The sequence below is a fragment of the Micromonospora sp. NBC_01739 genome, from assembly GCF_035920385.1.
In the GTDB taxonomy this organism is placed as follows: domain Bacteria; phylum Actinomycetota; class Actinomycetes; order Mycobacteriales; family Micromonosporaceae; genus Micromonospora.
The window spans coordinates 4315506-4339004 of sequence record NZ_CP109151.1; the positions used below are offsets into that span (position 1 = coordinate 4315506).

At 71.3% G+C, this 23499-nt stretch carries 19 protein-coding genes; 5 read left to right on the top strand and 14 right to left on the bottom strand.

Annotated elements, in window-relative coordinates; genetic code table 11:
- From OIE53_RS19440 to OIE53_RS19470, 7 genes are all read right to left on the bottom strand, one after another.
- Entirely contained in the window at nt 1-513 is a 513-nt protein-coding gene (locus OIE53_RS19440; protein WP_327022960.1) for a hypothetical protein, read from the bottom strand.
- On the bottom strand, nt 500-1633 hold the full coding sequence (locus OIE53_RS19445) for a beta-ketoacyl-[acyl-carrier-protein] synthase family protein (RefSeq protein WP_327022961.1): 1134 nt from the start codon (nt 1631-1633) through the stop codon (nt 500-502). Before OIE53_RS19445 ends, OIE53_RS19440 begins: the two co-directional genes overlap by 14 nt.
- The gene (locus tag OIE53_RS19450) at nt 1630-2106 is read right to left on the bottom strand and encodes a 3-hydroxyacyl-ACP dehydratase FabZ family protein (RefSeq protein WP_327022962.1); all 477 of its coding nucleotides are present in this window, start codon (nt 2104-2106) and stop codon (nt 1630-1632) included. The genes OIE53_RS19445 and OIE53_RS19450 overlap by 4 nt, the downstream gene beginning before the upstream one ends.
- Entirely contained in the window at nt 2106-2555 is a 450-nt protein-coding gene (locus tag OIE53_RS19455) for an acyl-CoA thioesterase (protein WP_327022963.1), read from the bottom strand. Before OIE53_RS19455 ends, OIE53_RS19450 begins: the two co-directional genes overlap by 1 nt.
- Entirely contained in the window at nt 2552-3934 is a 1383-nt protein-coding gene (locus OIE53_RS19460) for an aminotransferase class III-fold pyridoxal phosphate-dependent enzyme (protein ID WP_327022964.1), read from the bottom strand. Before OIE53_RS19460 ends, OIE53_RS19455 begins: the two co-directional genes overlap by 4 nt.
- On the bottom strand, nt 3931-4188 hold the full coding sequence (locus OIE53_RS19465; RefSeq protein ID WP_327022965.1) for an acyl carrier protein: 258 nt from the start codon (nt 4186-4188) through the stop codon (nt 3931-3933). The genes OIE53_RS19460 and OIE53_RS19465 overlap by 4 nt, the downstream gene beginning before the upstream one ends.
- 301 nt (nt 4189-4489) lie before the next feature.
- The gene (locus tag OIE53_RS19470) at nt 4490-5053 is read right to left on the bottom strand and encodes a dihydrofolate reductase family protein (protein WP_327022967.1); all 564 of its coding nucleotides are present in this window, start codon (nt 5051-5053) and stop codon (nt 4490-4492) included.
- Nucleotides 5054-5283: 230 nt separating this feature from the next.
- Between OIE53_RS19470 and OIE53_RS19475 the strand changes: the two genes are divergently transcribed.
- From OIE53_RS19475 to OIE53_RS19485, 3 genes are read left to right on the top strand one after another with little or no spacing between them, the layout of a single operon-like run.
- Nucleotides 5284-6330: a ketoacyl-ACP synthase III family protein gene (locus OIE53_RS19475; protein ID WP_327022968.1), complete on the top strand. Its 1047-nt coding sequence runs from the start codon at nt 5284-5286 to the stop codon at nt 6328-6330.
- 39 nt (nt 6331-6369) lie between these two features.
- Nucleotides 6370-6618 carry an acyl carrier protein gene (locus OIE53_RS19480; protein WP_327022969.1) on the top strand — a complete coding sequence of 83 codons (249 nt, stop codon included), beginning with the start codon at nt 6370-6372 and terminating at the stop codon, nt 6616-6618.
- A complete protein-coding gene (locus OIE53_RS19485; RefSeq protein ID WP_327022970.1) occupies nt 6615-8174 on the top strand; it encodes an amino acid adenylation domain-containing protein in 1560 nt (519 codons plus the stop codon). Before OIE53_RS19480 ends, OIE53_RS19485 begins: the two co-directional genes overlap by 4 nt.
- A 137-nt stretch (nt 8175-8311) precedes the next feature.
- Here the strand turns inward: OIE53_RS19485 and OIE53_RS19490 are convergent, their stop codons facing one another.
- Complete coding sequence (locus OIE53_RS19490; protein WP_327022971.1) at nt 8312-9934, bottom strand: MFS transporter; 1623 nt, start codon at nt 9932-9934, stop codon at nt 8312-8314.
- Nucleotides 9935-10135: 201 nt separating this feature from the next.
- On the opposite strand from OIE53_RS19490, the gene OIE53_RS19495 reads away from it, so the two are divergent.
- Together OIE53_RS19495 and OIE53_RS19500 are read left to right on the top strand one after the other, a co-directional pair.
- Entirely contained in the window at nt 10136-11143 is a 1008-nt protein-coding gene (locus OIE53_RS19495) for a sigma-70 family RNA polymerase sigma factor (RefSeq protein ID WP_327022972.1), read from the top strand.
- Between the two features lie 149 nt (nt 11144-11292).
- Nucleotides 11293-11838 carry an SRPBCC family protein gene (locus OIE53_RS19500; protein WP_327022973.1) on the top strand — a complete coding sequence of 182 codons (546 nt, stop codon included), beginning with the start codon at nt 11293-11295 and terminating at the stop codon, nt 11836-11838.
- Nucleotides 11839-11934: 96 nt separating this feature from the next.
- Here OIE53_RS19500 and OIE53_RS19505 read toward each other — a convergent pair whose 3' ends face one another.
- The 6 genes from OIE53_RS19505 to OIE53_RS19530 all read right to left on the bottom strand — a co-directional run bounded on the left by OIE53_RS19505 (nt 11935) and on the right by OIE53_RS19530 (nt 23452).
- A complete protein-coding gene (locus tag OIE53_RS19505) occupies nt 11935-12984 on the bottom strand; it encodes an enediyne biosynthesis protein (protein WP_327022974.1) in 1050 nt (349 codons plus the stop codon).
- Nucleotides 12981-14915, bottom strand: a complete 1935-nt coding sequence (locus OIE53_RS19510; protein WP_327027287.1) for a CRTAC1 family protein — start codon at nt 14913-14915, stop codon at nt 12981-12983. The genes OIE53_RS19505 and OIE53_RS19510 overlap by 4 nt, the downstream gene beginning before the upstream one ends.
- A gap of 391 nt (nt 14916-15306) precedes the next feature.
- On the bottom strand, nt 15307-16650 hold the full coding sequence (locus OIE53_RS19515; RefSeq protein ID WP_393340879.1) for a cytochrome P450: 1344 nt from the start codon (nt 16648-16650) through the stop codon (nt 15307-15309).
- An 8-nt stretch (nt 16651-16658) separates the two neighbouring features.
- Nucleotides 16659-17192 (bottom strand): flavin reductase family protein, encoded by a 534-nt coding sequence (locus OIE53_RS19520; RefSeq protein ID WP_393340860.1) that lies wholly within the window; start codon nt 17190-17192, stop codon nt 16659-16661.
- A 15-nt stretch (nt 17193-17207) separates the two neighbouring features.
- Nucleotides 17208-17648, bottom strand: coding sequence for an acyl-CoA thioesterase (locus tag OIE53_RS19525; protein WP_327022977.1), 441 nt, complete (start codon nt 17646-17648; stop codon nt 17208-17210).
- Nucleotides 17649-17653: 5 nt separating this feature from the next.
- Complete coding sequence (locus OIE53_RS19530) at nt 17654-23452, bottom strand: type I polyketide synthase (RefSeq protein WP_327022978.1); 5799 nt, start codon at nt 23450-23452, stop codon at nt 17654-17656.
- Nucleotides 23453-23499 lie beyond the last annotated feature (47 nt).

Below are 23499 nucleotides of genomic sequence, written 5' to 3' on the forward strand. Positions count from 1 at the left end.
TCAACGCTCCCGCGAGGTGAGGACAACGGTGTTCACACGGTGCACGCCCGACGGGTGCCTGCGGTGCTCGGCGACGACCAGTCGGGTGCAGGAGGCACCGAGCCAGGCCCCGGCCAGCACCGCCACGGCCGGGCGGGCCGCATCGGGTGCCATCGACAGCAGCAGGCTCGGGCCACGGAGTCCGTGCACGATGCAGGCCAGGCCGGCGACCGAGCCCGGAGCCGCCCCGGCGAACCGCAGCGGGGAGACCCGCCCCCGTTCGCGTACGGCGTCGGCGACCTCCCGCATGGTGTGGCCGGTGGCGTGTTCGCTGACCGCCACCATGCCGACCTCCGTCCCGGCCGTCGGCCCCGGCAATCCCGCCGCCTCCAGGGCGGTCCCGACCGCGTCGGCCACCAGCCAGGCCACCGGGTCGGCGTAGAACCCGACCCCACGCGGGCGACTCGGACCCTCCGTGCCCTCCAGGGTGGCCGTGCCGAGCATCGCGAAGGCCCCCTGCTCAGCCCAGTCCATCGGCTGCTCCGGCGAAGACCAGGCTGGTGTTGAAGCCACCGAACCCCAGGGTGACGCTGAGCCCGGCGCCCGGCCCCAGGGCCACCGGCGCGCCCTGCGACACCGGAAAAGCCAACCCGGGGGCGGGGGTGTCCAGGCCGTACACCGGCGGGACCTTGCCGTGCCGCAACGCCTGGACCAGGGCGATCGCCTCGATCGCACCGGTGGCCCCCAGGGTGTGCCCGAAGGCGCCCTTGGTGGCGAAGAGGACCGGCCGGTCGGCCGCCGGGAAGAGTCGGTCGAAGCTGGCCGCCTCCACCGCGTCGTTGACCGGGGTGCCGGTGGCGTGCGCGTTGACCACGGCGACCTGGTCGGTGCTCAGACCGGCGGCGGCCAGGGAGCGCCGCACCGCCAGCAGCACGGCCGCGCCGGAGGGGTCGGGCGCCGTCATGCCGGCGGCGTCGTTGGCCGAACCACCACCGAGCAGTTCGGCGTACGCGCGAGCCTGGCGCCGCTGCGCCCGACCCGCCTCCTCCAGCACGACGATCCCGGCGCCCTCGCCCAGCAGGGTGCCGTCGGCGGCCTCGTCGAAGGCGCGTAGCAGGGTGGGCGACATGGTGCCCAGCGCGCTGTGGCCCAGGCGTTTGGCCGCGGTGAGGATGTCCACCCCGCCGCAGACGGCCACCTCCGTCATCCCGGCGGCGATGAGGTGCCCTCCCACCAGGATCGCGTCGGCCCCCGACGAGCAGGCGGTCGACACCGACACCGGGGGGCGGGTGAAGCCGAGCCCTCTCGCCACCGCCGCCGCCCAGTCGTGCAGCCCGCCGGCCCGGGTGTCGTCCAGGTGGGCGCCGTAGCTGGTGCCGAGCACCAGCAGCGCCTCACCCGGATCGCCGTCGATCCCGGCGTCCTGAAGGGCCCGGCCGACCGTACGGGTACCGAGGGAGATCTGGCGGCGGGCCGGTGTCCACCCGGCGGGCGGATCGTCCACGGTCGCCGCCAGGCGATTTCGCAGCCGGTGCGGCGAGGGCACCTCACGCAGGCCGGTCTCCCCCGCCAGCAACCGGGACCACACCCCGTCCAGGTCGTCGCCGAGGGCGGTGTCCCAGGCCATCCCGGTGACCAGCACCTGGCGGGTCACCACAACTGACGTCCCAGTTCGTCGACCTTTGTTCGCACCAGTGACCCACGGAACGCCGCCACCCGGGCGCCATTCACGGTGGCCCGGCAGGAGAAGTGGAACGAGGCCTGGTACAGCCGGTCACAGCGCAGGTCGAAGATGACCTGGTCGCCGGGGACGACCACCCGGGTGAACCGGCTCTGCACCGAGCCGATCAGGGTCAGCTCGTCGTCGGCCAGGGGCGAGGTGCTCAGCTGGTAGAGGATGATCCCGGACTGGGCGAAGGCCTGCATCAGGTGGCTGCCGGGGAAGACCGCCCGCTCCGGGAAGTGACCGGCGATGGCGTCCATCGTGCCGGAGACCGACATCAGGCTGCGCAGGTACTCGCCGGGCCGGTGGTCCAGCACCCGGTCGATGTAGATCATCGGGTGGCGGTGCCGCAGCCAGCTCTTGATCTCGGTGAACCCGAGGGAAGTGTCGGTAGCCTCAGTCATCACAGTTCCTCTTCCGTCCCGGTTTCCCGCTTCCAATCCCCCATTGCTCGGCGCAGCGACGACGGCAGGGGCGCCGCCCGGCCGGTGGCCCGTTCGACGACGCAGAGCACCAAGGTTCCGCTGGCCAGCAGCTCGCCAGGGGTGCCGTCGTCCGACTCCCGGTGCACCGCACCGGACACCTCGCAGGTGGCTCCGGCGACCCGTTGCACCCGGACCGCCACCCGCACCCGGTCCAGGAACCGCGCGGACGCGGCGTACCGCATCCGCAGGTCCCGTACGGTCAGCTCCAGGCCCTCCGCGCCGAGTTCCCGGACCCCCACCCCCAGTCGGTCGAGGTTCTCCAGCAGCGCCGACTCCAACAGCGAGGCGTACCGGGTGAAGTGGACGACGCCTCCCGCGTCGGTGTCCACATGCTCCACTCGCCAGCGCAGCTCGCGTACGGCCGTCATCCCAGCGACCTCTGGAAGGTCCGGGAGCCCTCGGCGATGCGGCCCACCAGCTCGACGGCCTCGTCCGGCGTGGTGATCAGCGGGGGTGCGATCCGCATCGTGGGGAAGACGTACCGCAGGCCCCGCGAGCGGCGGCCCGCGCCGGCCATGAACTCGACGTACGCCCCGGCCCGCACGACATGCTCCCGCAGCCGCGCCAAACCGGCCGCCGCCCGCTCGGTCAGCTCGACGCCGTGCATCACACCGGTGCCACGGGACTCCTGGTAGAGGTCCGGGAAGGCATCCACCAGCTCGCGCTGGAGCAGCTCGGCGAGCTGGGCGCCGAGGGCGGCGGAGTGGTCGATCAGCTTGTCGGTGACCACCAGCTCCAGGCCGTCACGGATCACCGCGCAGGCCAGCGGACGCAGGTCCGAGGTGGCCACCGCGCCGGATCCGCGCGGAGACAGTCCCCGCCGGGCGATCACCATGGACAGCGACAGGGCGCCCATTCCCAGGCTCTTGCCGATCACGGTCACATCGGTCCGGATCGGGCCCTGGTCGTCGGCCATCGCGAAGAAGCGACCGGACTTGGCGAAGGTGAGCACCTCGTCGGCGACGAGCAGGGCGCCGTACTCCTGGCAGAGCCCCGCCAGCCCGCGCAGGTAGCCCGGCGGCGGCTGGAGGATGCCGGCATCGCCCTGCACCGGCTCCACCACCACCCCGAGCACCCGGTGGCCGTTCTCGGCGAACCAGTCCGCGAGCACTGCGGGGTCGCCGAAGGGCAGGTGCACCACGCTCACCCCGTAGGGCCCCTCCGGAGCCAGGGAGGGCAGCCCCACCCGGTAGTGCCGGCGGTTCAACAGCGGCACCAGGCCGCTGGTCCAGCCGTGCCAGGCCCCCTCGAAGGCGAGGATGAGGTCCCGTCCGGCGGCCTCCGGCACCGGCCGCAGCCGGTTTCCGTCGAACCGGGACTCCAGGACCAGACGCAGCGCCAACTCCATGCCCTCGGAGCCGGAGTTACGGCCGCTGACGTGGTATTCGCCGGTCGGGAACTGTTCCGTCCACAGCCCGTCCGGGCCGAAGAGGGTGTTCAGCAGTCGAGCCCGCTCCAGGGAACCCACCTCGTCGGTGGCCTGCCCGCCCTCGGTGACCCCCCGGGCCAACGCCCGGCGCACCGTCTCGTGACCGGCGCCGAGGCAGGCGCTGCCGTACGCGCCGCTGGCGTCGATCACCTCGAACTCCCGGCCGGCGTCCGGGCCGTCGAGGGCCATCAGCCGGCTGTGCACGCCCTGCCCACCGAGCACCGCGTACGGCAGCCGGTTCGACTGGTAGTGGTCCAGGTGCAGGTCCCGGCCGGCCCGCAGCAGCCGGAGGGTTTCCTCGGACCCCAGCCCGGTCACTGCTTGGCCTCCGCGCGCAGCCGGTTGATCAGGTCGGTGACCGTCCGGACGCTCTGGAAGTTCTCCGGGGTGAAGTCCTCGTCGGAGATACGCACATCGAACATGTCCTCGCACTGCACCCGCAGTTCCACGAAGCCGAGCGAGTCCAGGCCGTACCCGGCCCGCAGACTCTCGTCGAGGCCGATCTGCTCGGGCGGCACCTCGACGAAGAGCTCGGAATTAAGGATCTTGCGAATGCCGTTCTCGATCTCCATGGAGGCACCTTCGTCTCAGGTTGGGGGTCGCTTCGTCGACAGGCCCGGTCCGCGATCCGCACGGTCTGCATCAGGCGGTGACATTCGCGGGGCGGGGTCGGTACGGCACTGCCGCGAGCCGGTCCGGAGCCGGCGGCCGTTCGCGTCCGCCGAGGTCGGCGGTAGTGACCACCACATCGTGCGCGAGGCGTGAGAGAGCATGCATCTCTTGAATTGCGGGCCGCCCGCCGGCCCTTCGGGAAAGGCGGCGGCGCCGGTGACCCGCAGGTCACCGGCGCCGCCGAGGTGAATGCCGCTGCGACTAGCGCACGACCCGGTAGCTCAGGTGGGTCACCTCCGGGGTGTGCAACGCGTCGATGCTCTCCAGGGTCACCGAGCCACCCAGGTTGTCGAACAGCCGCAGACCGTTGTCGATGAGCACCGGACGCACCGCGACCCTGATCTCGTCGACCAGGCCGGCCGCCAGGCACTGCTGGGCGATCTGGGCGCCGCCCCCGACCACCACGTCCTTGTCACCGGCCGCCGCCTTGGCCTGGCGTACGGCGGACTCCACCCCGTCGCTGACGAAGATGAAACTGGTGTCCCCCTTGGCCAGCTCGTCGGGGGTGTCATGCGACACGATGAAGTGCTCGACCTTGAACGGGTTGTCCACGAAACCGCCCTGGCTGGCCCCCATGTCGTAGGTCCGCCGACCCATGACCATGGCGCCGATGGCGTCCATCTGCCGCTGCACCATCGCCTGGTTCTCCGGCGACGGGGAGAAGAACCAGTCGTGCAGCCCCTCCGGCTCATCCTCCGGGCCGGCGACGCAGCCGTTCACCGACATCGTCATGTCCAACACGACCTTGCCCACTGAGACCTCCATCTGTTGGTTTCCGATAGTTGGACGGGCCCGGTGCCGGGTGGCACCGACGCCCGCTGGTACTTCGTCCGGCCGTACCCGACCCTGCCATCCCCTGCACCTTCACGGGAAACGATGCGCAATCTGGGAGGCGGCCCGCCTCCGCCGCCGGTGCCACGATGAGGCGGCGGCGGCGACCCGTCGCCGTGGCTCGGCCACGGCCGGGCGGCACATCTGCCGAGGGGACCGAATCGATGCGGTGGAACGACGTCTGGATCAGTGCGGCGGGCGCCTCCCTGGGGCGCGCCGAAACCACGGAGACGGCGGTCGCTGAGGGCCACTACCAGGAGAAGGACCGCGACGGTGACGGCTACCTGGCCGTCCGGGTGGTGGACGACGGGCCCGCCGTCGAGCTGGCCGTGGCGGCCGGGAAGTTGGCGGTCGAGCGGTCCGGACGTCGGCCCGAGGAGTTCGCCCTGGTGACCCACTCCCACGTCGGCTTCCAGGGTCTCGACGACTTCGCCTCCGCCGCGTACGTGCAGCAACGCACCGTCGGCGGCTCGGCGACCGCCACCGAGGTCCGGCAGGCCTCCAACGGTGGGATGGCCGCCCTGGAACTCGCCGCCGCCTACCTCTCCGCCGACCCCGGACGCCCGGCCGCGCTGCTCACCACCAGCGATCTCTTCCACCCGCCGAGCTATAACCGGTGGAGCACCAGCGGAACCCTCTACGGCGACGGAGGCACCGCCCTGGTGCTCAGTCGGGGCAGCGGGGTGGCCCGGCTGCTCGCCAGCGTCTCCGTGGCCGACACCAGCCACGAGGGACTGCAACGCGGCGACGAGCCGTGGACCGGGGTCAGCGGCGGCAACGGCTGGCCGATCAACACCGAGGCCCGGATCGCCGGGTACGTCCGTCAGCACGGCGAAGAGGTCTTCGTGGACCTGGTCCGGCGGATCTTCGAGGCGGAGCGGCGCACGGTCGAGGGGGCGCTGGCCGACGCGGGAGTCACCGCCGCGGACATCGCCCTGTGGGTCTTCCCCAACATGGGCCTGTCCCTCACCGACTGGGACGCCCGCGCCTCGATCGGGGTGGACCCGGAGCTGACCACCTGGCCGTGGGGGCAGCGGACCGGCCACCTCGGCGCCGGGGACCAGTTCGCCGCGCTGGCCCACGTGCTGGAGTCGCGGCGCGTCCGAGCCGGGGATCTGGTGCTGGTCAACGGGGCCGGCAGCGGCTTCACCTTCACCTCCGCCGTACTGGAGATCCAGGCCGAGCCGGAGTGGACCACCAGCGCCGAATAGCTCGCGGGGCACCACGCACCGACCGGGGAGAGGAATTCGATGATCACGAAAGAGCGGTTCATCCACGCCGTTCGCGACGAGTTGAAGCTGCCCCTGGTCAACCCGGACCTGGAGCACGACTTCGACCAGAAGGTGCACTGGCGTTCCATGCACCGAGTTCGACTCTTCGCCGCCCTCGAACGGCTGACCGGCCGCAAGGTGCCGGTGCGGCGGCTGTTCGAGCAGACCACGGTCAGCGGCGTCTACCAGCTCTACACCGAGCCGATCGAAGAGGAGCAGCCCGCGTGAGTACCATCCCCACCCTCTACGACTGGTTCGCGGAGTCAGCACGACGGCACCCGGATCGGCTCGCGCTGCGCGCCGGCGGCCTCGACTTCAGCTACCGTCAGCTCACCGCGGCCGCCGCCCAACTCGCGGAGGACATCGTGGCCCGGCAGGGCCGTCGGCCGGCCCGGGTCGGAGTGTTCGTCTCGCGTACGGCGGGCACCTATGTGGCCTACCTGGCGGCGTTGCGGCTCGGGGTGACGGTGGTGCCACTCAACACCGACTTCCCGCCCGCCCGGCACGCCCGCATCGCCCGCACCGCCGGCCTGGACCTGCTGCTGCACACCGCCGTCGACGCGGACCTGGCCGAGGCGGTGGGGACCCAGACCGGCACCGCCCGGATGGCCGCGCCGGACGAGCACCGGGGACCGACCGCACCGGCCGGGCCGCCGGAGGAGTACCGCCCCGACCCGGACGAACTCGCGTACATCGTCTTCACCTCCGGGTCCACCGGCACCCCCAAGGGGGTTCCGATCCGGCACCGCAATGTCGCCCACTGGCTGCCGTACGTGCTGGACTACTTCGAGGCCGGCCCGGACATCCGGGTCTCCCAGACCTCCGACCTGGCCTGGGACCTGTCGGTGTGGAACGTCTTCCTGCCCTGGGCGACCGGGGGTGCCCTGGTCGTACCGGAGCGCACGGAGTTGCTGGCGCCGAGCCGGCACATCAACGACGACGGGATCACCCACTGGTTCTCCACCCCCTCCTCGATCGTGACCGCCCGGATGCTCGACGACCTGACCCCGGACACCATGCCCGGGCTGCGGTGGAGCTGCTTCGGTGGTGAGCCCCTCACCCTGGACAAGGCCCGGGCCTGGCGGGACGCCGCACCGAACAGCGTGATCGCCAACGTCTACGGGCCGACCGAGACCACGGTCACCTGCCTCACCTACCGGGCGCCCGCGGATCCCCTCCGGTGGCCACGGGCCGCCCTCGGGGCCCTGCCCCTGGGTCCGGCGTACCCGACCGTGGAGTGCGACCTGATGGACGAGGAGGGCCGCCCCGCCGACGAGGGAGAGCTGCTGATCCGGGGCCCGCAACGCTTCGACGGCTACCTCGACCCGGCCGACAACGTGGGCCGGTTCACCCGCTGGCAGGGGGACCGCTGGCGGATGGAGGAGGGCGAGCCGCTCACCGAGGAGCACTGGTTCCGCACCGGGGACCGGGTCCGCCGCACCGACAACGGGTACGTCTTCCTCGGTCGGATGGACAACCAGGTGAAGGTCAACGGGTACCGGATCGAGACCGGCGAGATCGAGGCCGTGCTGCGGCAGCACGACGCGGTCGACGAGGCGGCCGTCGTGCCCTGGCAGGCGGAGGACGGCACCGTGGAGCTGGCCGCCTTCTACGTCGGCGACCAGGCCGGCCAGGAGGACCTGGAGGGCTTCCTCGCCGAGCAGCTGCCCACCTACATGATCCCGCCCCGGCTCGGCTGGATCGAACGGTTCCCGCTCAACGTCAACGGCAAGATCGACCGTCACCGCCTGGTGGAGATGGCCCTCACCATGGCCGATGTCTGACCCTGGCCCGTCGCGCGCCCCCGGTTGACCGGGGGCGCGCTCGCGTGTGCGCCGGTCACCGGCTGAGCTGGGCCGCCCGGCCGGCACCGGCGGGCGGACCACCAGGGGTGGTCCGCCCCATCTCGGTACCCGCGACGTCACCTGGCCGGCTTCTGCGCGGCCTCACCGCGCGCTGCGGTCTCCGCCGGGGTCGGCTCGTCACCAGTGGCACCCCCGTGCCCCGCCTCACCGTCGGGCATCTGGGCGTCGCGCAGGGCGACCACCGCGACCACGGCGAGCAGCAGGAAGAGGGCCGCACCGACGATCGCGGCCGTGTTCAGGCCGTTGGTGAAGGCCACCGAGGCGGCGTCGCGGAGCTGCTCGGCCAAGCCGCCGGGAAGCCCCTCGGCGGCACTGACCGCCCCGGTGATGCTCTCCCGGGCCGACTCGGCCGCATCCGCCGGAAGACCGGCCGGCAGCGAGGTGTCGATCTGGTTCCGGTAGACCGTGGCGCCGATGCTGCCCATCACCGCGATGCCGATCGCGATGCCCAGGTGGTTACCGGTCTCCGACAGGGAGGCGGCGGAACCGGCCTTCTCCCGCGGTGCGGAACCCACCACCAGGTCCGTGCCGAGGGCACCCATCGGACCGGCGCCCAGGAATGCCAGCACGAAACCGGCGACCAGCAGGGGCAGCCCGCTGACCGCGCTGACCTGGGTCAACAACACGTAACCGAAGGAGGTGACCGCCAGACCACCCGCGATGAGGTACGCCGGGCGGACCTTCTGCACCAGCGCCGGCGCCACCATCGAGCCCACGATGATCGCCAGGGTGGAGGGCAGCAGCCAGAGACCGGCCCGCAGCGGGGAGAGCCCCTCGACGGTCTGGAGGTAGAGGCTGACCAGCAGGTAGATGCCGCCGGTGGTGACCGAGCCGAAGAGCAGGATGACCAGTGCGGCGCTGAACGAGCGGCTCTTGAACAGCCGAAGGTCCACCAGCGGGTCGTCCAGTCGCCGCTGCCGGGAGACGAAGATCGCCCCGAACACGATGCCGGCGAGGATGACCAGGATCGAGGTGGTGGTCCAGCCCTCGCCGGCCACCTCCTTGACCCCGTAGATGATCGGCAGGACCGTCAGCAGGGAGAGCAGCACGCTGGGCAGGTCGATCCGACCCGCCGAGGGGTCGCGGTACTCGGGCAGCAGCACCGGGCCCAGGACGAGCAGCACCACCATCACCGGCACGCCCATCAGGAAGACCGAGCCCCACCAGAAGTTCTCCAGCAGGGCGCCACCGACCACCGGGCCGAGGGCACCACCGACCATCAGGCAGCTGAACCACACCGCGATCGCGACGCCCCGCTGCTTGGCGTTGTGGAACACGTTGCTGATCAGGGCCAGGGTGGAGGGCATCAGCGTGGCGCCGGCCACCCCCATCAGGGCGCGGGTCACGATCAGCATCGTCACGCTGGTGGAGTACGCCGCGGCGATGGTGGCGACGGTGAAGGCGGCGGCCCCGATGAGCAGCAGCTTTCGGCGACCGATCCGGTCACCGAGGGTCCCCATGGTGACCAGGAAGCCCGCCAGGATGAATCCGTAGATGTCCAGGATCCACAGCGCCTCGATGCTGTCCGCGCCGAGCTCGGCACTGAGGTGCGGTAGGGCGAGGTAGAGCACGCTCTGGTCGAGGGACAGCAGGAGGGTGGGCAGCGCGAGTACCGCTAGCCCGAACCAACTTCGGCGGGTAGCCAACTGGCCGGTGCCGTCCGAGGACGTTTCGTGCATGACAGTTCCTTCCGTTCACCGAGTCCGGTCATCCGTACTGATCCACAAGGCGGCCGGAATTCATCGCTGCCCGGGAAAACTTCTGCTCCGCTGCCGCCACCGTGCTGACCTGCTGGCTACGCCGTGTCGCGAGGTCCTTTTCGAGGCGTTCGACCTGCCGACCGACCTACAATTGGCGGGCGTGAGCCGGGAGGGCAGACGATGACGGTTGAGAACGTGACCCGGGCGGATTTCCCCCGGCTCACCGACCCGTTCCGGCACGAGTTGCTCGTTCACTGCTACCGCATGCTCGGCTCGATGCACGACGCCGAGGACCTGGTCCAGGAGACCTACCTGCGCGCCTGGCGCTCGTACGACGGCTTCGAGGGGCGTTCCTCGCTGCGCACCTGGCTCTACCGGATCGCGACCACCGCCTGCCTGCGGGCCCTGGAGAACCGTGACCGGCGCCCCCTGCCGGTGGGGCTGGGCGCACCGAGTTCCGACCCGGACGAGTGGTTGAGCATGGACGAGGCCACTGCCTGGCTGGAGCCGATCCCGGACTACCTGCTCCGCGGGGAGCGGACGGATCCGGCGGCCATCGTGAGCGCTCGACAGAGCGTCCGGCTCGCCTTCGTGGCCACCCTGCAACACCTGCCCCCACGGCAGCGGGCCGTCCTCCTCCTACGGGACGTGCTGCAGTGGCGGGCGGCGGAGGTGGCCGACCTGCTCCAACTCAGCCCGGCCGCGGTCAACAGTCTGCTGCAACGGGCCCGGGCCACCCTGCACAGCCGGGCGCCCCGGGAGGAACAGTTCACCGAGCCGACGGCGGCCGCCGAGCGGGAGCTGCTGGACCAGTACGTGACCGCCTTCGAGGAGAAGGACATCGCCGGGCTGGTGCGGTTGTTCGCGCCGGACGCGGTGTGGGAGATGCCGCCCTACTCCGGTTGGTACGAGGGTCCGCTGGCCATCGGCCGGCACCTGGCGCTGCGCTGCCTCTCGGCCCCCGGTCCGGTGCGGCTGATCCGCACCGGCGCCAACGGACAGCCCGCCCTGGCGACCTACATGGGGGGCCAGGAGGGCGGTTTCGAGCTGGTCAACCTCCAGGTGCTCACGATCACCGGCCTGCGGATCACCCGGATCACCGCGTTCTCCGATCCCCGGCTGTTCGCGGCCTTCGACCTGCCGGTGACCGCCCCGGCAGGGCACCTCGACGAGCTCTGCACCCACTGACCCCGAGGTCGACACCGAGCCGTCCGTCCACAAAAGACTGACGGCTCGGTCCGCACCTCCGGCTGCACGTAGTGTCGTTGTTGAATTTGAATCACGTCATGGGGTGTAGTGGACCGATCAGTTTCGGTAACGAACGAAGGAGCGGTGACGTGCGGTACGCCGACAGCCCCGCGATCGAGTGTCAACTCCACGTGGCGGCAGACCCCGCCCGGGTGTGGGCCCTGGTGACGGACATCGAACTCGCGGCGCGGTTGAGCCCGGAGCTGCAACAGACGCGCTGGCTGGACGACTGCGACGGACCGTCGCTGGGTGCCCGGTTCGAGGGGTTCAACGACCACCCCCTGCTGGGCCGATGGCGAACGGTCTCGCATGTCGTGCACTTCGACGCCCCCCACCACTTCGGCTGGGTGGTGGTCGACGAGGACGGTCAGTTCGGCGGCGGCCCGGCCGACCTGGAGCGCCCCGGATCGACCTGGCAGTTCCGGCTGGTCGAGGAGGAGGGTGGCTGCCGGGTGGTCCACTCGGCCCGGATCGGGCCGGGCCGGACCGGCCTGAGCGTCATCATCGACAGCGCCCCGGAGCATGAGGAGGCCATCATCGAGCGTCGGACGGCCGCCCTGCGGGAGGCCATGACGAACACCTTGCAGGGCATCAAGACCCTCGCCGAGAAGGACGAGTCGACGCCGACCGGCTGACCTGTCGATCGGGGACCGGTGACACACGGACCGGTCCCGGCCACCGGCAGGCCCGCGAGGAGCGGAGCCTACCGGCGACCGGGACCGGCTGGTCGGTCAGCGGGCGACCGGCAGCGCCACCGCGGCGGGCGGCGGTACGGGAGTCATGTTCTCCGCCGGCGGCCGGTTGCGCTCCACCAGCCACTTGCCCCACCAGAACAGACCGCGGGCCAGGCAGACCAGGGTCACCGCGAAGAACAACGTGTAGACCACGTTGAACACCATCAGCACGCCGTACACCATGCCGACGCTGGCACCGAACATGAACTGCATCCGCGGTGCCGAGGGGGTGGTACCCGGGTCGGTGATCATGTAGTTGGTGAACAGGACGAAGGCCACCCCGGTCATCGGCACCAGCGCCGCGACCAGTGACACGTCCCAGATGAAGTGCCGGATCACGGCCTGGATCACGAACGCACCCAGCCAGCCGACGATCAACGCCACCTTCTTGGTGAGCATGGCGTTGAGCACCGTGCCCGCCGTCACGATGATCACCGGGATCAGGATGCTGATGACCCCGGGGACGTTCTCCGTGAAGTGGTACGGCGGAGCGATGTTGACCCAGGAGAAGGCCAGCAGCGTGATCGTGATGCCGAAGTTGGACGGGTTCATGTAGTGCCGCATCCGACCCTTGATCGGCGCTTGCAGCACCGCCTTCTGACCGACCGCCACGACCACGGCGAACGCGATGGGCCAGAAGTTGTCGTTGGCGTACAGCAGCATGTTCGCGGCCAGCGCGGTGATGTGCGCGGGCAGCAGGAAGGTGTACATCCCCCAGAGGCCGTTGCCGCTGTAGGCGGCCGGTCGCTTGTAGGCCCGCGCCGAGACCCACTCTACGATGATCTCGGTGCCGTAGCCGACCGCCAGGGCCAGGAACGGCCACAGCCAGGGCTGCTCGAAGCCGAGCACCGTGTAGCCCAGGATGTTGAAGATCGACATCGAGATGGCGAAGTTGCGCAGCGCCAGGTAACGCGGGTCCTTGGGGTCCACCCGAGGTACGGCGTTCTGGGTCGTCGCGGGCGCCGGCTGCGGTGCCGTCGCGGGCGGGGTGACCGGTGTGTCGACGGACAGGTCCCTGCCCGCCTCCGGTCGCTTGACGTCCGTCATCGCTTGGTCAGCTCCTCGGCTTGACTGGTCAGCATGAGGTCGTGCCACCCGGCGGTCAGGTCCAGGGTCTGCTTGTGCATGGCGCCGTTGAGGTCACGCCAGCACAGCTCCGCCTTGACCGGCCGGTCACCGGCGTCGCCCAGCCCGAAGAACACGTCGAAGCTGCGCTTGCCGGAGTGACCGCCGCCGCCGTCCAACTGGGCGAGCTGGGTACGGCCGTCGGCGGTGGTGATCCGCACCTGGGCGCCGTACGCCGGGGAGGTCCCGTCGCCGGAGAGGGTCGGGCGGTTCAGCCGCAGCCCCAGGAAGTTGCCGTCGCCGGGCTTGTCGTTGCGGAAGAAGGCGGGCGGACCCCACTGGCGGGCCACAGCGAAGTCCTGCGCGCCGTCACCGTTGGTGTCGCCGACCGCCACCCCACGGGTGGGGATGGGCGGGGACAGGCCGAGTTCCTTGCCGATGTCGACGTACCGGCCGTTGTCCTCGCGTACCCAGAAGGCGAGGGTGTTCTCACCGGCGATGTCGTCGCCCGGCTCGGCCTTGGGCCACATGTACGGGTCGGAGAGCAGCAGGTCGTTGGCGATCGCCAACTCCTGCAACCAGTTGAACCGGTTGATGGTGCCCTTCACGAAGCCGGTGGCCTGGACGACCGCCAGCTTGCCGCTGTTGTCGAAGTCGGCCATCTTGGTGTCCCAGCCCCAGCCGACCCAGGCGATGTTCTTGCGCCCCGCCACGTTGCGGTACGGCGCCTCGCCCCGGTTCAGCATTTCCCGGGCCTGCTCCGGCGTCTCGGCGGTGTTGTACCAGAGGAAGTTGCTCTCCTCCAGACCCCACGACTCGGTGATGTTGCTGACGAAGGCGTCGAAGCGGCCCCGCCCCTCAAGGTCGGCGAAGTCGATCGACATGCCCTTGAAGGAGTCGTGCCCGAGCACCAGAGACTTCGGGGTGATCGGGGTCCGGCGCCCCTCCACCAGGGCGAACCGGATCTGACCCGGAGTGGACCGGTTGTGGAAGAACCGGTCCTGGCCGAAGTCGTTGGCCAGGTACAGCTCCGGCAGCAGGTCGCCGTCCAGGTCAGCGGAGCCGGCACCGAGGGTCCAGCCGGTGAAGTACGCGGGGTCCCCGGCCTTCTGCTCCTCGTAGCTCACCGAGGGGGCATCACCGGTGGTCGCGCCGGTCCAGCGCAGGAAGTGGGCACCACCGGCGTTGTGCGCGTGCGACATCGAGTGGTTCATCTGCACGTGCGGCAGACCCTGCGGGTCCAGCACCTGGCTGTCCGGGAAGTAGTTGAAGATCCCGATGTCCGGCTTGCCGTCACCGTCGAAGTCGGCCACCGCGACGGCGTTGGTGTTCCACAGCGGGCCGCGGTAGGCCGGCCCCGAGGTCAGCTGGGGGATCAGCTCGACCGGGTGGTACGCCGCCAGGGTCAGCTCGGTAACCCCGGCCCGCTGCATGAACAGCACCGGCGTCCGGCCCCAGTAGTAGACCAGCAGGTCCATCCGACCGTCGAGGTTGAAGTCACCGGGGGTGCAGCCCATCGGGGCGATCGCGGAACCCATCGGCAGCGGGGCCGGGTCCAGCACGAAGGGAGCGTAGGTGGCGCCGCTCTCCGGTGCCGGGGTGACGATCACCGCGTCGCTGCGGGGGTCGACCAGGCACAGGTCGTTCGCGCCGCCCCGGCCGTCCAGGTCGTTGAGCGCCACCCCGGCGCCGACGGACGAGATCCAGGACCGGATGTGCTCGTACCGGGGGTTGACCTGGCGCACGGTGCGTTCCGGCAGGCCGGGCGGCAGCGCGATGGGGAGTTCGGTGAACGCGAACCGGGAGGCCAGCTTGCTGCGCTCCTCGGCCGATGCCGAAGGCAGGCGGGCCACCGAGAACAGTCCGGCGACCAGCACCAGGACGAGCACGGGTGGAATGAGTCGGCGCAGGATGCCTACGGATTGCGATGGCAAGTGTCCCCCTCGGGTAGACGGCGCCGGGACGTGCGGGTCGGCCGGCAGCGGGCAGTCGGTCGTGGCGCCTACGAATGCGCCGTGGTTCGTACCGGCCGGCTCTGGGTATTCCGAATCTCGGGGAATCAGTCACCGGCCGGGCTCGGTGCGAACCATCGTCATGCTTTCGCCCGACGCGCCGTGAAGTCTTCTCAGGAATTGCTCTCAAAATCGTTCACGGCGAAGATCCGCACGGTTAAATAAAATGTGGAAAGTAGGCATCTCCACTGCTCACAGCGCCCGGACGAGCGGGAACCGATCCGGGAACAATTGTGGAACGCCACCTTCCCCACCCGGTAGAAACCGGGCGGGGAAGGTGGCTGGATATTCGTCAGTCAGGCGTTCCCACATGCATGGGCAGGCCGCCGCGTACCCGCAGCGACAGCATCGGCTCGGGCACCACAGGGTGATTAGCCGGACGGGTCAGACGCAGATCCCGCACCAGCAGGGCGGTGGCGAAGGTGGCCTCCATCAGACCCAGGTGGTTACCCACACAGAACCGGGGCCCCGCCCCGAACGGGATGTACGCGTACCTTGGTCGGCCGGCCGACCGGGAGGGGTCGAACCGCTCCGGATCGAAGCGCTCCGGATCGTCCCAGAACCGCGGGTGCCGGTGCAGGGTGTACGTGCAGATGAGCAGGTCCGCCCCGGCCGGAACGTGGTAGCCGCCCACCTCGTCGTCGGCCAGGGCCTTGCGTGGCAGCAGCCACACCGGTGGATAGAGGCGCATGGCCTCCTCCAGCACCATCGTGGTGTAGCGCAGCTGACCCAGGTCGTCCATGGTGGGCAACCGGTCCCCGAGCACGGACACCACCTCGGCACGTAACCGTTCACGCACCTCGGGGTGCTTGTCGAGCAGGTACAAGGTCCAGCTCAGGGTGCTCGCGGTGGTCTCGTGGCCGGCTAGCAGCAGGGTGACCAGCTCGTCGCGAAGCCGGATGCGGCCGATCCGGGGATCGGCCTCCCGTCCGGCGGAGGTGATCAGCCGGGACAGCACATCCGCCCGGCCGTCGTCGGCGGTGCCCCGCTCGGCCACCAGCCTGTCGACGATCTCCTCCAGCCGCTGCCGGGACCGCCGAAACCGCAGCTGCCGAGGCAGCGGCAGCACCGGCGGCACCGCGCTCAGGGTCTCCAGCTCGAACATGGCCTGGTCCTGCACGGCGGCGAAGTCGGCGCCGATGGTGGGGAACCGGCCCAGGTCGGTGTCGAGCAGAGTACGGCCCAGCACTCCCAGGGTCAGCCAGGTCAACTCCTCCGACAGGTCCACGACCTGCCCGGCGCGGCGGCGCAGCCGCTCGACCAGCGCGGCGGCCTCCTCCGCCACCGCACCGGCCTGGTCGGCGATCCGCCGGCTCTGGAACGCCGGCTGGATCACCTTGCGCTGCTTGCGCCACAACTCGCCCTCGCTGGTGAGCAGCCCGTCGCCGAGCGCCCGCCGGGCATGCACCAACCCGATGCCCTTGTGGTAGTTGGCCGCGTTGTCCGCCAGTACGTGCTTGGCGTGGTCGGGGTGGTTGAAGAAGTACAGACTCTTCGGACCGACCGGCAGGCGGGCCGCGTCGCCGTACTCCTGGGCCGCCGAGGTCATCATGCCCAGCCGATCCCGGGCCATCACCATCAGCATGCGCAGCGCCGCGGAGCGCGGCGGACCGGGCGGGGTCCGCCGCGACCCCATGGCGACGCTCACGTCGTCACCCCGGTGCGCTCGTACTCCAGCCGGCGGAACCGGCCGTCGGCGAAGAGCAGGGGCTCCCCGTCGGTCCGGTCCAGCGTCACCAGCCGGCCGACGAAGATGCTGTGGTCACCGCCGTCGTACGCCTGCCACAGCTCGCACTCGAAATGCGCTACCGCGCCGACCAGCAGCGGGGACCCGGTCTGGGCCCCGGCCTGCCACTGGCCGAACTCGAACTGCTCCCGACCCAGCGGCCGGCGCCGGTCGGCGAAGTAGCGGGCCACCGGCTCCTGGGAGGCGGCGAGCACCGAGATCCCGAAGCGCCCGGCCTCGGTCAGCGCCCCGTGCATCACCGCGTCCCGACCGACGCAGACCAGGGCCAGCGGCGGGTCGAGGGAGACCGCGGTGAACGAGTTGGCTGTCATGGCGTGCGGGGTCGGGCCGCCGACGGTGACGACGGTGACACCGGTGGGGAAGGCAGCGAGTGCCCGGCGCAGTGCCTTGGAGTCGGACACCGCGCCAAGGGGGTGGGGATGGACAGTCACATCGACCTCCTGCGGTCAGGCCCGTACGCCCGTGGCGTACGGCTTGAGCGCGGCCTCCAACGCCTCCGGCACCCGGGTGGGGACGGTGCGGGTGTTGGGGCCCCGCATGCACGCCACTCGCTGCGCGCCGCGGGCGACGAGGAACTCCCCGCCGTCGGCGTCCAGCCGGACGTAGTCGAAGCCGAACTCGATCTGGGTCTGCGCCAGCTCACGCAGGTGCATCCGGATGGCCAGTTCGTCGAAGGCGGTGATCTCGGCGAAGAACTCGCAGTCCACCCGCAGGGTGAACAGCTTCAGGTCCGACTGGAGGTCGGCCAGGACCGCCGGGGCCCGCTCCTTGAGGAACATCTCCCGGCACCGCCCCTGCCACCGCAGGTAGTTGACGTAGTAGACGTTGCCCACGATGTTCGTCTCTTCGAACCCGACCGTGTGCCGGTACTCGAACCAGCGCTCCACCGTCGTCACCTTCCCTCGGTCAGGATTGCGAACACCAACGGCTCGTCCACCCCGCGTACCGCGGTGACGAAGGTCGCCACCCGCAGCTCGCCGCTGGCGAACACCGTCCAACCAGGACGGGGGGAGGACTGGAGGGTCAGCGGCCCACCGGGCTGGCCACCGGCCTTCTGCACACACTCCTTGGCCGTCCAGACCCGGGTGGCGGCCGTGTCCAGGTCCTCACCGGTGTCCGAGGTCAGCAGCCGGGCCAGCCCGGCGTGCCCGCCGAGCAGGCCGTCCCAGTCCGCCTCCTCGCGGTGGGTGACCGCCTCGACGTCACAGCCGAGAGCACCGGGAGCGGCCACCGCCAGGGTCAGCCCCGCACCGTGGGCCACCGACACCGACCGCCCGCCCGGAATCTCCGGCCGACCGTCGGGACGGTAGGTCACCTCGACCGGCTCGCCGGTCGCCCGCTGCACGGCGATCCGCGCCCTGGCCCGGCGCCGGGCCACATGCCCGCCCGACTCGCCGTCGGCCTCGGCCGGGTCGTCCGGCTCGATCGCCACCGCCACCTGCGCGTCGAGGACGTCGCCCAGACCCCGCTCCAGGTAGGGGCCGAGCAGCGGCGCCACCCAGGGGCCCTTACCGTCCTGCTTGCGTACGGCCCGCAGCCGCAGGCCCTCCCAACGCTCCACGACCTCGCCGGCGGAGGTCCGCAGCACGATGTCGTACACGTAGGTGTCGCCGTCGCGGCTGCGCTCGGTGGCGCAGTAGCGCAGGTCGCCCCGGCCGCTGAGCTTCTCCCCCGCCGGGTGGATCCGCTCCACCCCGGCCGGCAGCAGCGTGGCGTCCGGCACACAGACCTGGTTGCCGTGCATCAGCGCGTCCCGCACACCGGGGTCGCCGAGCAGCAGGCCGTCCGGCACGAACTGGGCGAACCAGTCGACGCCGTCCAGCGCCTCCACCTCGGCGTCGACATGCCGGGCGGCGGCCCGCCGGTAGCGGCGCAGCCGCTGGAACCGGTCGCCCTGGAACAGCACGTCGCCGTAGAGCTCGTCGGCCGGCGACAGCGGCACCGGGAGGGTCTCGTCGGCCACCTGGTCGGGCGGGCCGTCGGGGGCACCCTCGCCGGTGAAGCGCAGGGTAGCGGTGAAGTGGTCGGCGGCGAACGCGGTCTCCTCGCTGCGGATGGCGACCTGGACGGTGTCGTCGTCGGTCACCGTCGCGGCCACCCGGATCCGGCTGCGACCGTACGGCGGGACGATGATCGGCCGGAGGAACTCGGCCCGTTCGATGACCGGCACCCGCGCGTCACCGGTGACCGCGCCGGCCACCTGGGCCATCGCCTCCATGCCGAAGACCGCCGGGAAGAGCAGGTTGCCGTCGAGGAAGTGGTCGGCCAGGTAGAGGTCCGTGCCGACGTTGAGGTCGACCTCGCTGACCAGTTCCACCCCGTGGTAGCGGATCAGGGGCCGCTCCACGAACCGCAGCAGGGGCAGCTCCGGCAGGTCGTACCGGACGGTGTCGATGCCCTCGGTACGGCCACTGATCACCACCACACCGGGCGCGTCCGGGTCGGCCAGCAGCCGGCGCAGGATCGCGATGCCCTGGTCCGGGGTGACCGGGGTGACTCCGTCGCGGGTCAGGGACTCGACCACGGAGAGCCGCTCCCCCATGCCGACCCCCGACCAGACCGACCACTCCAGGCAGATCGCCCGGCAGCCGGGGTGCTGGCGGCCGAACTCCGCGGTGGTCTCCGCCAACCAGTCGTTGGCGGTGGCGTAGTGCGCCTCACCGCGCAACCCGGCGCGGCCGATGATGCTGCCCAGGGTCACCAGCAGCTTCAGCCGGTCCGGGTCGACCGCCTCCAGGGTGGCCCGCAGGCCGTCGATCTTCGGGGCGATGGTCTTCCGGAAGGCCGCCATGTCCAGGCTGGTCAGCGACGCCGGCTCGTTGCGGCCGGCACCGTGCAGGACCGCGGTGACCGGGCCCAGCTCCGCGGTGAGTTCGGCGACGGCCCGGCGTACCTGGTCGGCGTCGGTGACGTCGGCGCGGGCGTAGCGGACCGTGACCCCGGCCTCGGCGATCCGGGTCAGGTTGGCGGCCAGTTCGGTGTCGGTCGCCGGGTCGGAGCGGCCCAGCAGCGCCAGGCTGGCCCCGCTGTCGGTGGCCATGGCCAGCGCGCACTCGGCGGTGATGCCCTTGCCGCCGCCGGTGACCAGCAGCACGTCCTCGGCGCCCAGGGCGGGAACGGACCGGGCGGCCTGCACCGGCATGGCGCGCAGGGTCGGCACCCGGCGTACCCCGGCGGTGTCGTAGTGCACCTCCCGGTAGTCGGCGGTGCCCGCCACCTCGGTCACCACCCGGTCCACCACGGCCGCGTCGTCCGGCAGGTGGACGATCGTGATCCGGGCGCGGGGCGCCTCCAGGCGGAGGGTCTTGGCCAGGCCGGCCGCGCCGCGACCGTGCTGGACCAGCACGTACCGGGTGCCGGGAGCACCGCTGAGGATTTCCCGGGCCCCGGTCAGGGCCAGTTCCAGGGCCTCCTCCGGGCAGGGGTCGGGCAGGCAGACCAGGACACCCTCGCCGAGGTTCGCCCGTTGCAGGGCGCCGGCCAGCCGCTCGGCCCAGGGGTGCCCGGGTGCGGCGTGCACCTGCCACCGGCCGACCTCGTTGGGGGCCACCCGCGCCGGGGCGGGCAGCTCGTCCAGGTCCAGCCGCCAGGGCCGGGCCCAGGCCGCCGCGCCGGCCACCACCGGGCTGTTCGCCGCCTCGGCCGCTCCGGCGGTACCGGCCAGTTCCTCAAGCGCCTCGGCCAGCTGGCGAACGGTGGCGGTGGCGAAGTTGGTCGGCAGCGCGGCCGCCGGGACATCCATCCGCTGGGCCAGGTGGTTCACCACCTGACCGACGGTGATCGAGCTGAGGTGCAGGTCGTCCAGGAGGCGGCTGTCCGGCTGCACGGTCTCCAGCGGCAGTTCCGCCCGCTCGGCGGCCATCCGGCGCAGCAGGTCCTCGATGGACTCGCCGGGTACGTCCTCGACCCTGCGGTCGGCGGGCCGGACGGTCGCGGTGGCCGACTGTGCGGCGGCGGACGCCGACAGTTGCAGGGTCGGCGCCTGCTCGCAGGGGTTGGCCAGGAAGGAGAACGGCTGCCCGACGTGCAGCGGCCGGGTCAGCCGGCCGTGGAACAGCCCGCTGTCGACCGGGGCGGCACCGACGACGTACGCCGCGCCGACCACCTTGAGCAGGCTGGCGATGGACTCCTCGTCGGTGTCCAGGGCGACCGCCGGCACCTCGGTGGTCCGGGAGGCCAGCCCGCTCAGCACCCGACCGGGCCCGACCTCGACGAACAGGTCGATGTCTTTCGCGGCCAGGGTGACGGCCTGGCTGAACAGCACCGGGTCGGTGATCTGGCGGCGCAGCAGGGCGGGCAGGTCCGTGTCGGCCGGCAGCACCTCACCGGTGACCGTGGAGACCAGCCGGCGGTCCAGCGGCCGGAACGGCTCGTCGGCGATGGTCGCCCCGAAGGCCTCGGCGGCCGGAGCCACCAGCGGCGAGTGGAACGCGTGCGAGACGGACAGGACGGTGGCGTTCAGCCCCGCCTCCTGCGCCCGCCGGCAGGCCGCCTCGATGTCCTCCTGGGTCCCGGCGATAACGGTGTGGTCGGGGCTGTTGTAGCCCGCGATCACCACCGGCAGGTCGGTGATCAGTGGATCGACCAGCTCCGGGGCGGCACCGATGTTGGCCATCGTGCCCGAGGAGCTGTGCTGGGCCATGGTCCGGCCGCGCAGGGCGGCGATACGCAGCAGGGTCGCCTCGTCGATCGCACCGGCCCAGTGCAGGGCGGCGATCTCGCCGAGGCTGTGGCCGACCGCCACGGAGGCCTCGATGCCCAGGGCGGTCAGCACCCGCAGACCGGCGGCGGCGCCGGTGACGATGCGCGGCTGCGCCACCTCGGTGGCCACCACGTCGCCGCCGGTGGGCAGGTTCGACCGCTGGTACACCTCTTCGGCCTCGACGAACCGTCGGCGCAGGGCGCCGCCGCTGAGGCCCCGACCGGAGCCCTGGCCGGGGAAGAGGAAACCGATCCGGCCCGGCTCGCTGACGTGGCCGACCAGGCATCGCCCGTCGGTGGAGAACATCCGGGTCTCACCGGCCTCCACGGCGTCGCGTACCTTGCGCAGTCGCCGTTCGGCGTCCTCCGGCGAGGAGACCACCACGGCCGCCCGGAAGGGCAGCTCGCGCAGCTCACCGTGCAGGGTCGCGGCCAGGTCGCTGAGCTGGGCGTACGCCAGCGAGGGCACGAACTCGATCAGCTGGTCCAGCCGGTTGACCAGGTCCTTCGGGGTGGCGGCGTCGACCACCAGCAGTTCGGCGTCCTGGAGGCCGGTGGCCACCGCCCGGGTCCGGCTGTCCATGGTGGAACGCCGACGCGGCCGGGAGCTGTCCAGCACGACATGGGTGTTGATACCGCCGAAGCCCATCGCGGTGATCCCGGCGCGGACCGGGGTGTCGGTGGGCCAGGCCTCCGCCCGGCGCAGCGCACGTAGTGGCGGATCGCCGTCGGTGAGCAGGGTGTGCGGGTCGACACAGCCGATGGCCGGCGGCAGCACCTCCTGGTGCACCGCCATCGCCGCCTTGATCAGGCCGGCCACCCCGGCCGCCGCCTTGGTGTGGCCGATCATGCCCTTCACCGAGCCGATGGCGGCCGGCGGCGCCGAGGGGTCCGCCTCCGCCCGGGCACGCGACAGCGCCTCCAACTCGGTGGCGTCCCCCACCTTGGTGCCGGTGCCGTGGCCCTCGAACAACCCGACCGTCTCGATGCCGAAGCCGCTGCGCTCGTACGCCCGGCGCAGCGCCAGCCGGTAGCCGTTGACCTCGGGGCGGGTGATGCCACCCTTGCCGTCGGAGGAGATGCCCCAGCCGGCGATCGTGGCGTAGATGCGGTGTCCTCCGGCGCGGGCCTCGTCCTCCCGCATCAGCACCACCATGCCGCAGCCCTCACCGGGCCAGAACCCGTTCGAGGAGCGGTCGTAGACCCGCATCTCGCCGGTGGCCAGGGCGCCGGTCTTGGCGAAGCCGATGATCTCGAAGGGGTCGATGGAGAGGTCGACGCCACCGGCGACGGCCACGTCCACGTCCCCGTCGATGAGGGTCTTGCAGGCCGTGGCCACGGACAGCAGAGACGAGGAACACGCCCCGTCCACGGTGTAGCCGCCGCCCTTGAAGTCGAAGTGGTTGCAGATGCGCCCGGCGATGGTGTTCGACAGCGCCCCCGCCAGGGTGTCCTCGTCGACCTCCGGGAAGGGGCTCTTGAAGGTCGCCTCGAAATCGTCGAGGAAGGTGGCCAGTTGGTCGTCGTTCCAGTCCTGTTCCTTCAGCGCGGCGGCGACCATCCGCCGGACGTACGGCCAGCGCAGGCGGAGTTGGTTGGCGCGGGAGAACTCACCGGTGAGGCTGTTGCCGACGACCACCCCGGTCCGCTCCCGGGGCAGTCCCTCGGCCATCGGAAAGCCGGCGTCGGCGAGCGCGGCGGCGGCGACGTCCAGCGCCAACCAGTGGGTGAGGTCCGTGGAGCGGAAGGTGCTACCGGCGATCTTGTACGCCACCCGGTCGAACTCGTACCCCTCGATGACCGCCGCGTTGCGCGCGTAGAACCGGTCCGGGGTCTTCGGGTCGGCGTCCCAGTAGTCGTCCAGCTTCATCCGCACGTCGGGCAGCCGCCGGAAGGCCCGCCTACCGGCGATTGCGTTCTCCCAGAGCTCCCGTGGGGACGTGGCGTCGGGATAGCGACACGCCATGCCCACCACAGCGATTCTTGTCATGCTTTCTTCGCCCTTTCCTCAGACGCCCGCGCAGCACAGAAAGATTC

Bases quoted from the DNA above. Each gene is read 5' to 3' on its own strand.
- OIE53_RS19490 (WP_327022971.1), bottom strand. From the start codon at position 9,934: ATGCACGAAACGTCCTCGGACGGCACCGGCCAGTTGGCTACCCGCCGA.
- OIE53_RS19480 (WP_327022969.1), top strand. From the start codon at position 6,370: ATGATCACGAAAGAGCGGTTCATCCACGCCGTTCGCGACGAGTTGAAG.
- OIE53_RS19530 (WP_327022978.1), bottom strand. From the start codon at position 23,452: ATGACAAGAATCGCTGTGGTGGGCATGGCGTGTCGCTATCCCGACGCC.
- OIE53_RS19470 (WP_327022967.1), bottom strand. From the start codon at position 5,053: ATGGAGGTCTCAGTGGGCAAGGTCGTGTTGGACATGACGATGTCGGTG.
- OIE53_RS19515 (WP_393340879.1), bottom strand. From the start codon at position 16,650: ATGGGGTCGCGGCGGACCCCGCCCGGTCCGCCGCGCTCCGCGGCGCTG.
- OIE53_RS19495 (WP_327022972.1), top strand. From the start codon at position 10,136: ATGACGGTTGAGAACGTGACCCGGGCGGATTTCCCCCGGCTCACCGAC.
- OIE53_RS19440 (WP_327022960.1), bottom strand. From the start codon at position 513: ATGGACTGGGCTGAGCAGGGGGCCTTCGCGATGCTCGGCACGGCCACC.
- OIE53_RS19455 (WP_327022963.1), bottom strand. From the start codon at position 2,555: ATGACGGCCGTACGCGAGCTGCGCTGGCGAGTGGAGCATGTGGACACC.
- OIE53_RS19505 (WP_327022974.1), bottom strand. From the start codon at position 12,984: ATGACGGACGTCAAGCGACCGGAGGCGGGCAGGGACCTGTCCGTCGAC.
- OIE53_RS19450 (WP_327022962.1), bottom strand. From the start codon at position 2,106: ATGACTGAGGCTACCGACACTTCCCTCGGGTTCACCGAGATCAAGAGC.
- OIE53_RS19465 (WP_327022965.1), bottom strand. From the start codon at position 4,188: ATGGAGATCGAGAACGGCATTCGCAAGATCCTTAATTCCGAGCTCTTC.
- OIE53_RS19475 (WP_327022968.1), top strand. From the start codon at position 5,284: ATGCGGTGGAACGACGTCTGGATCAGTGCGGCGGGCGCCTCCCTGGGG.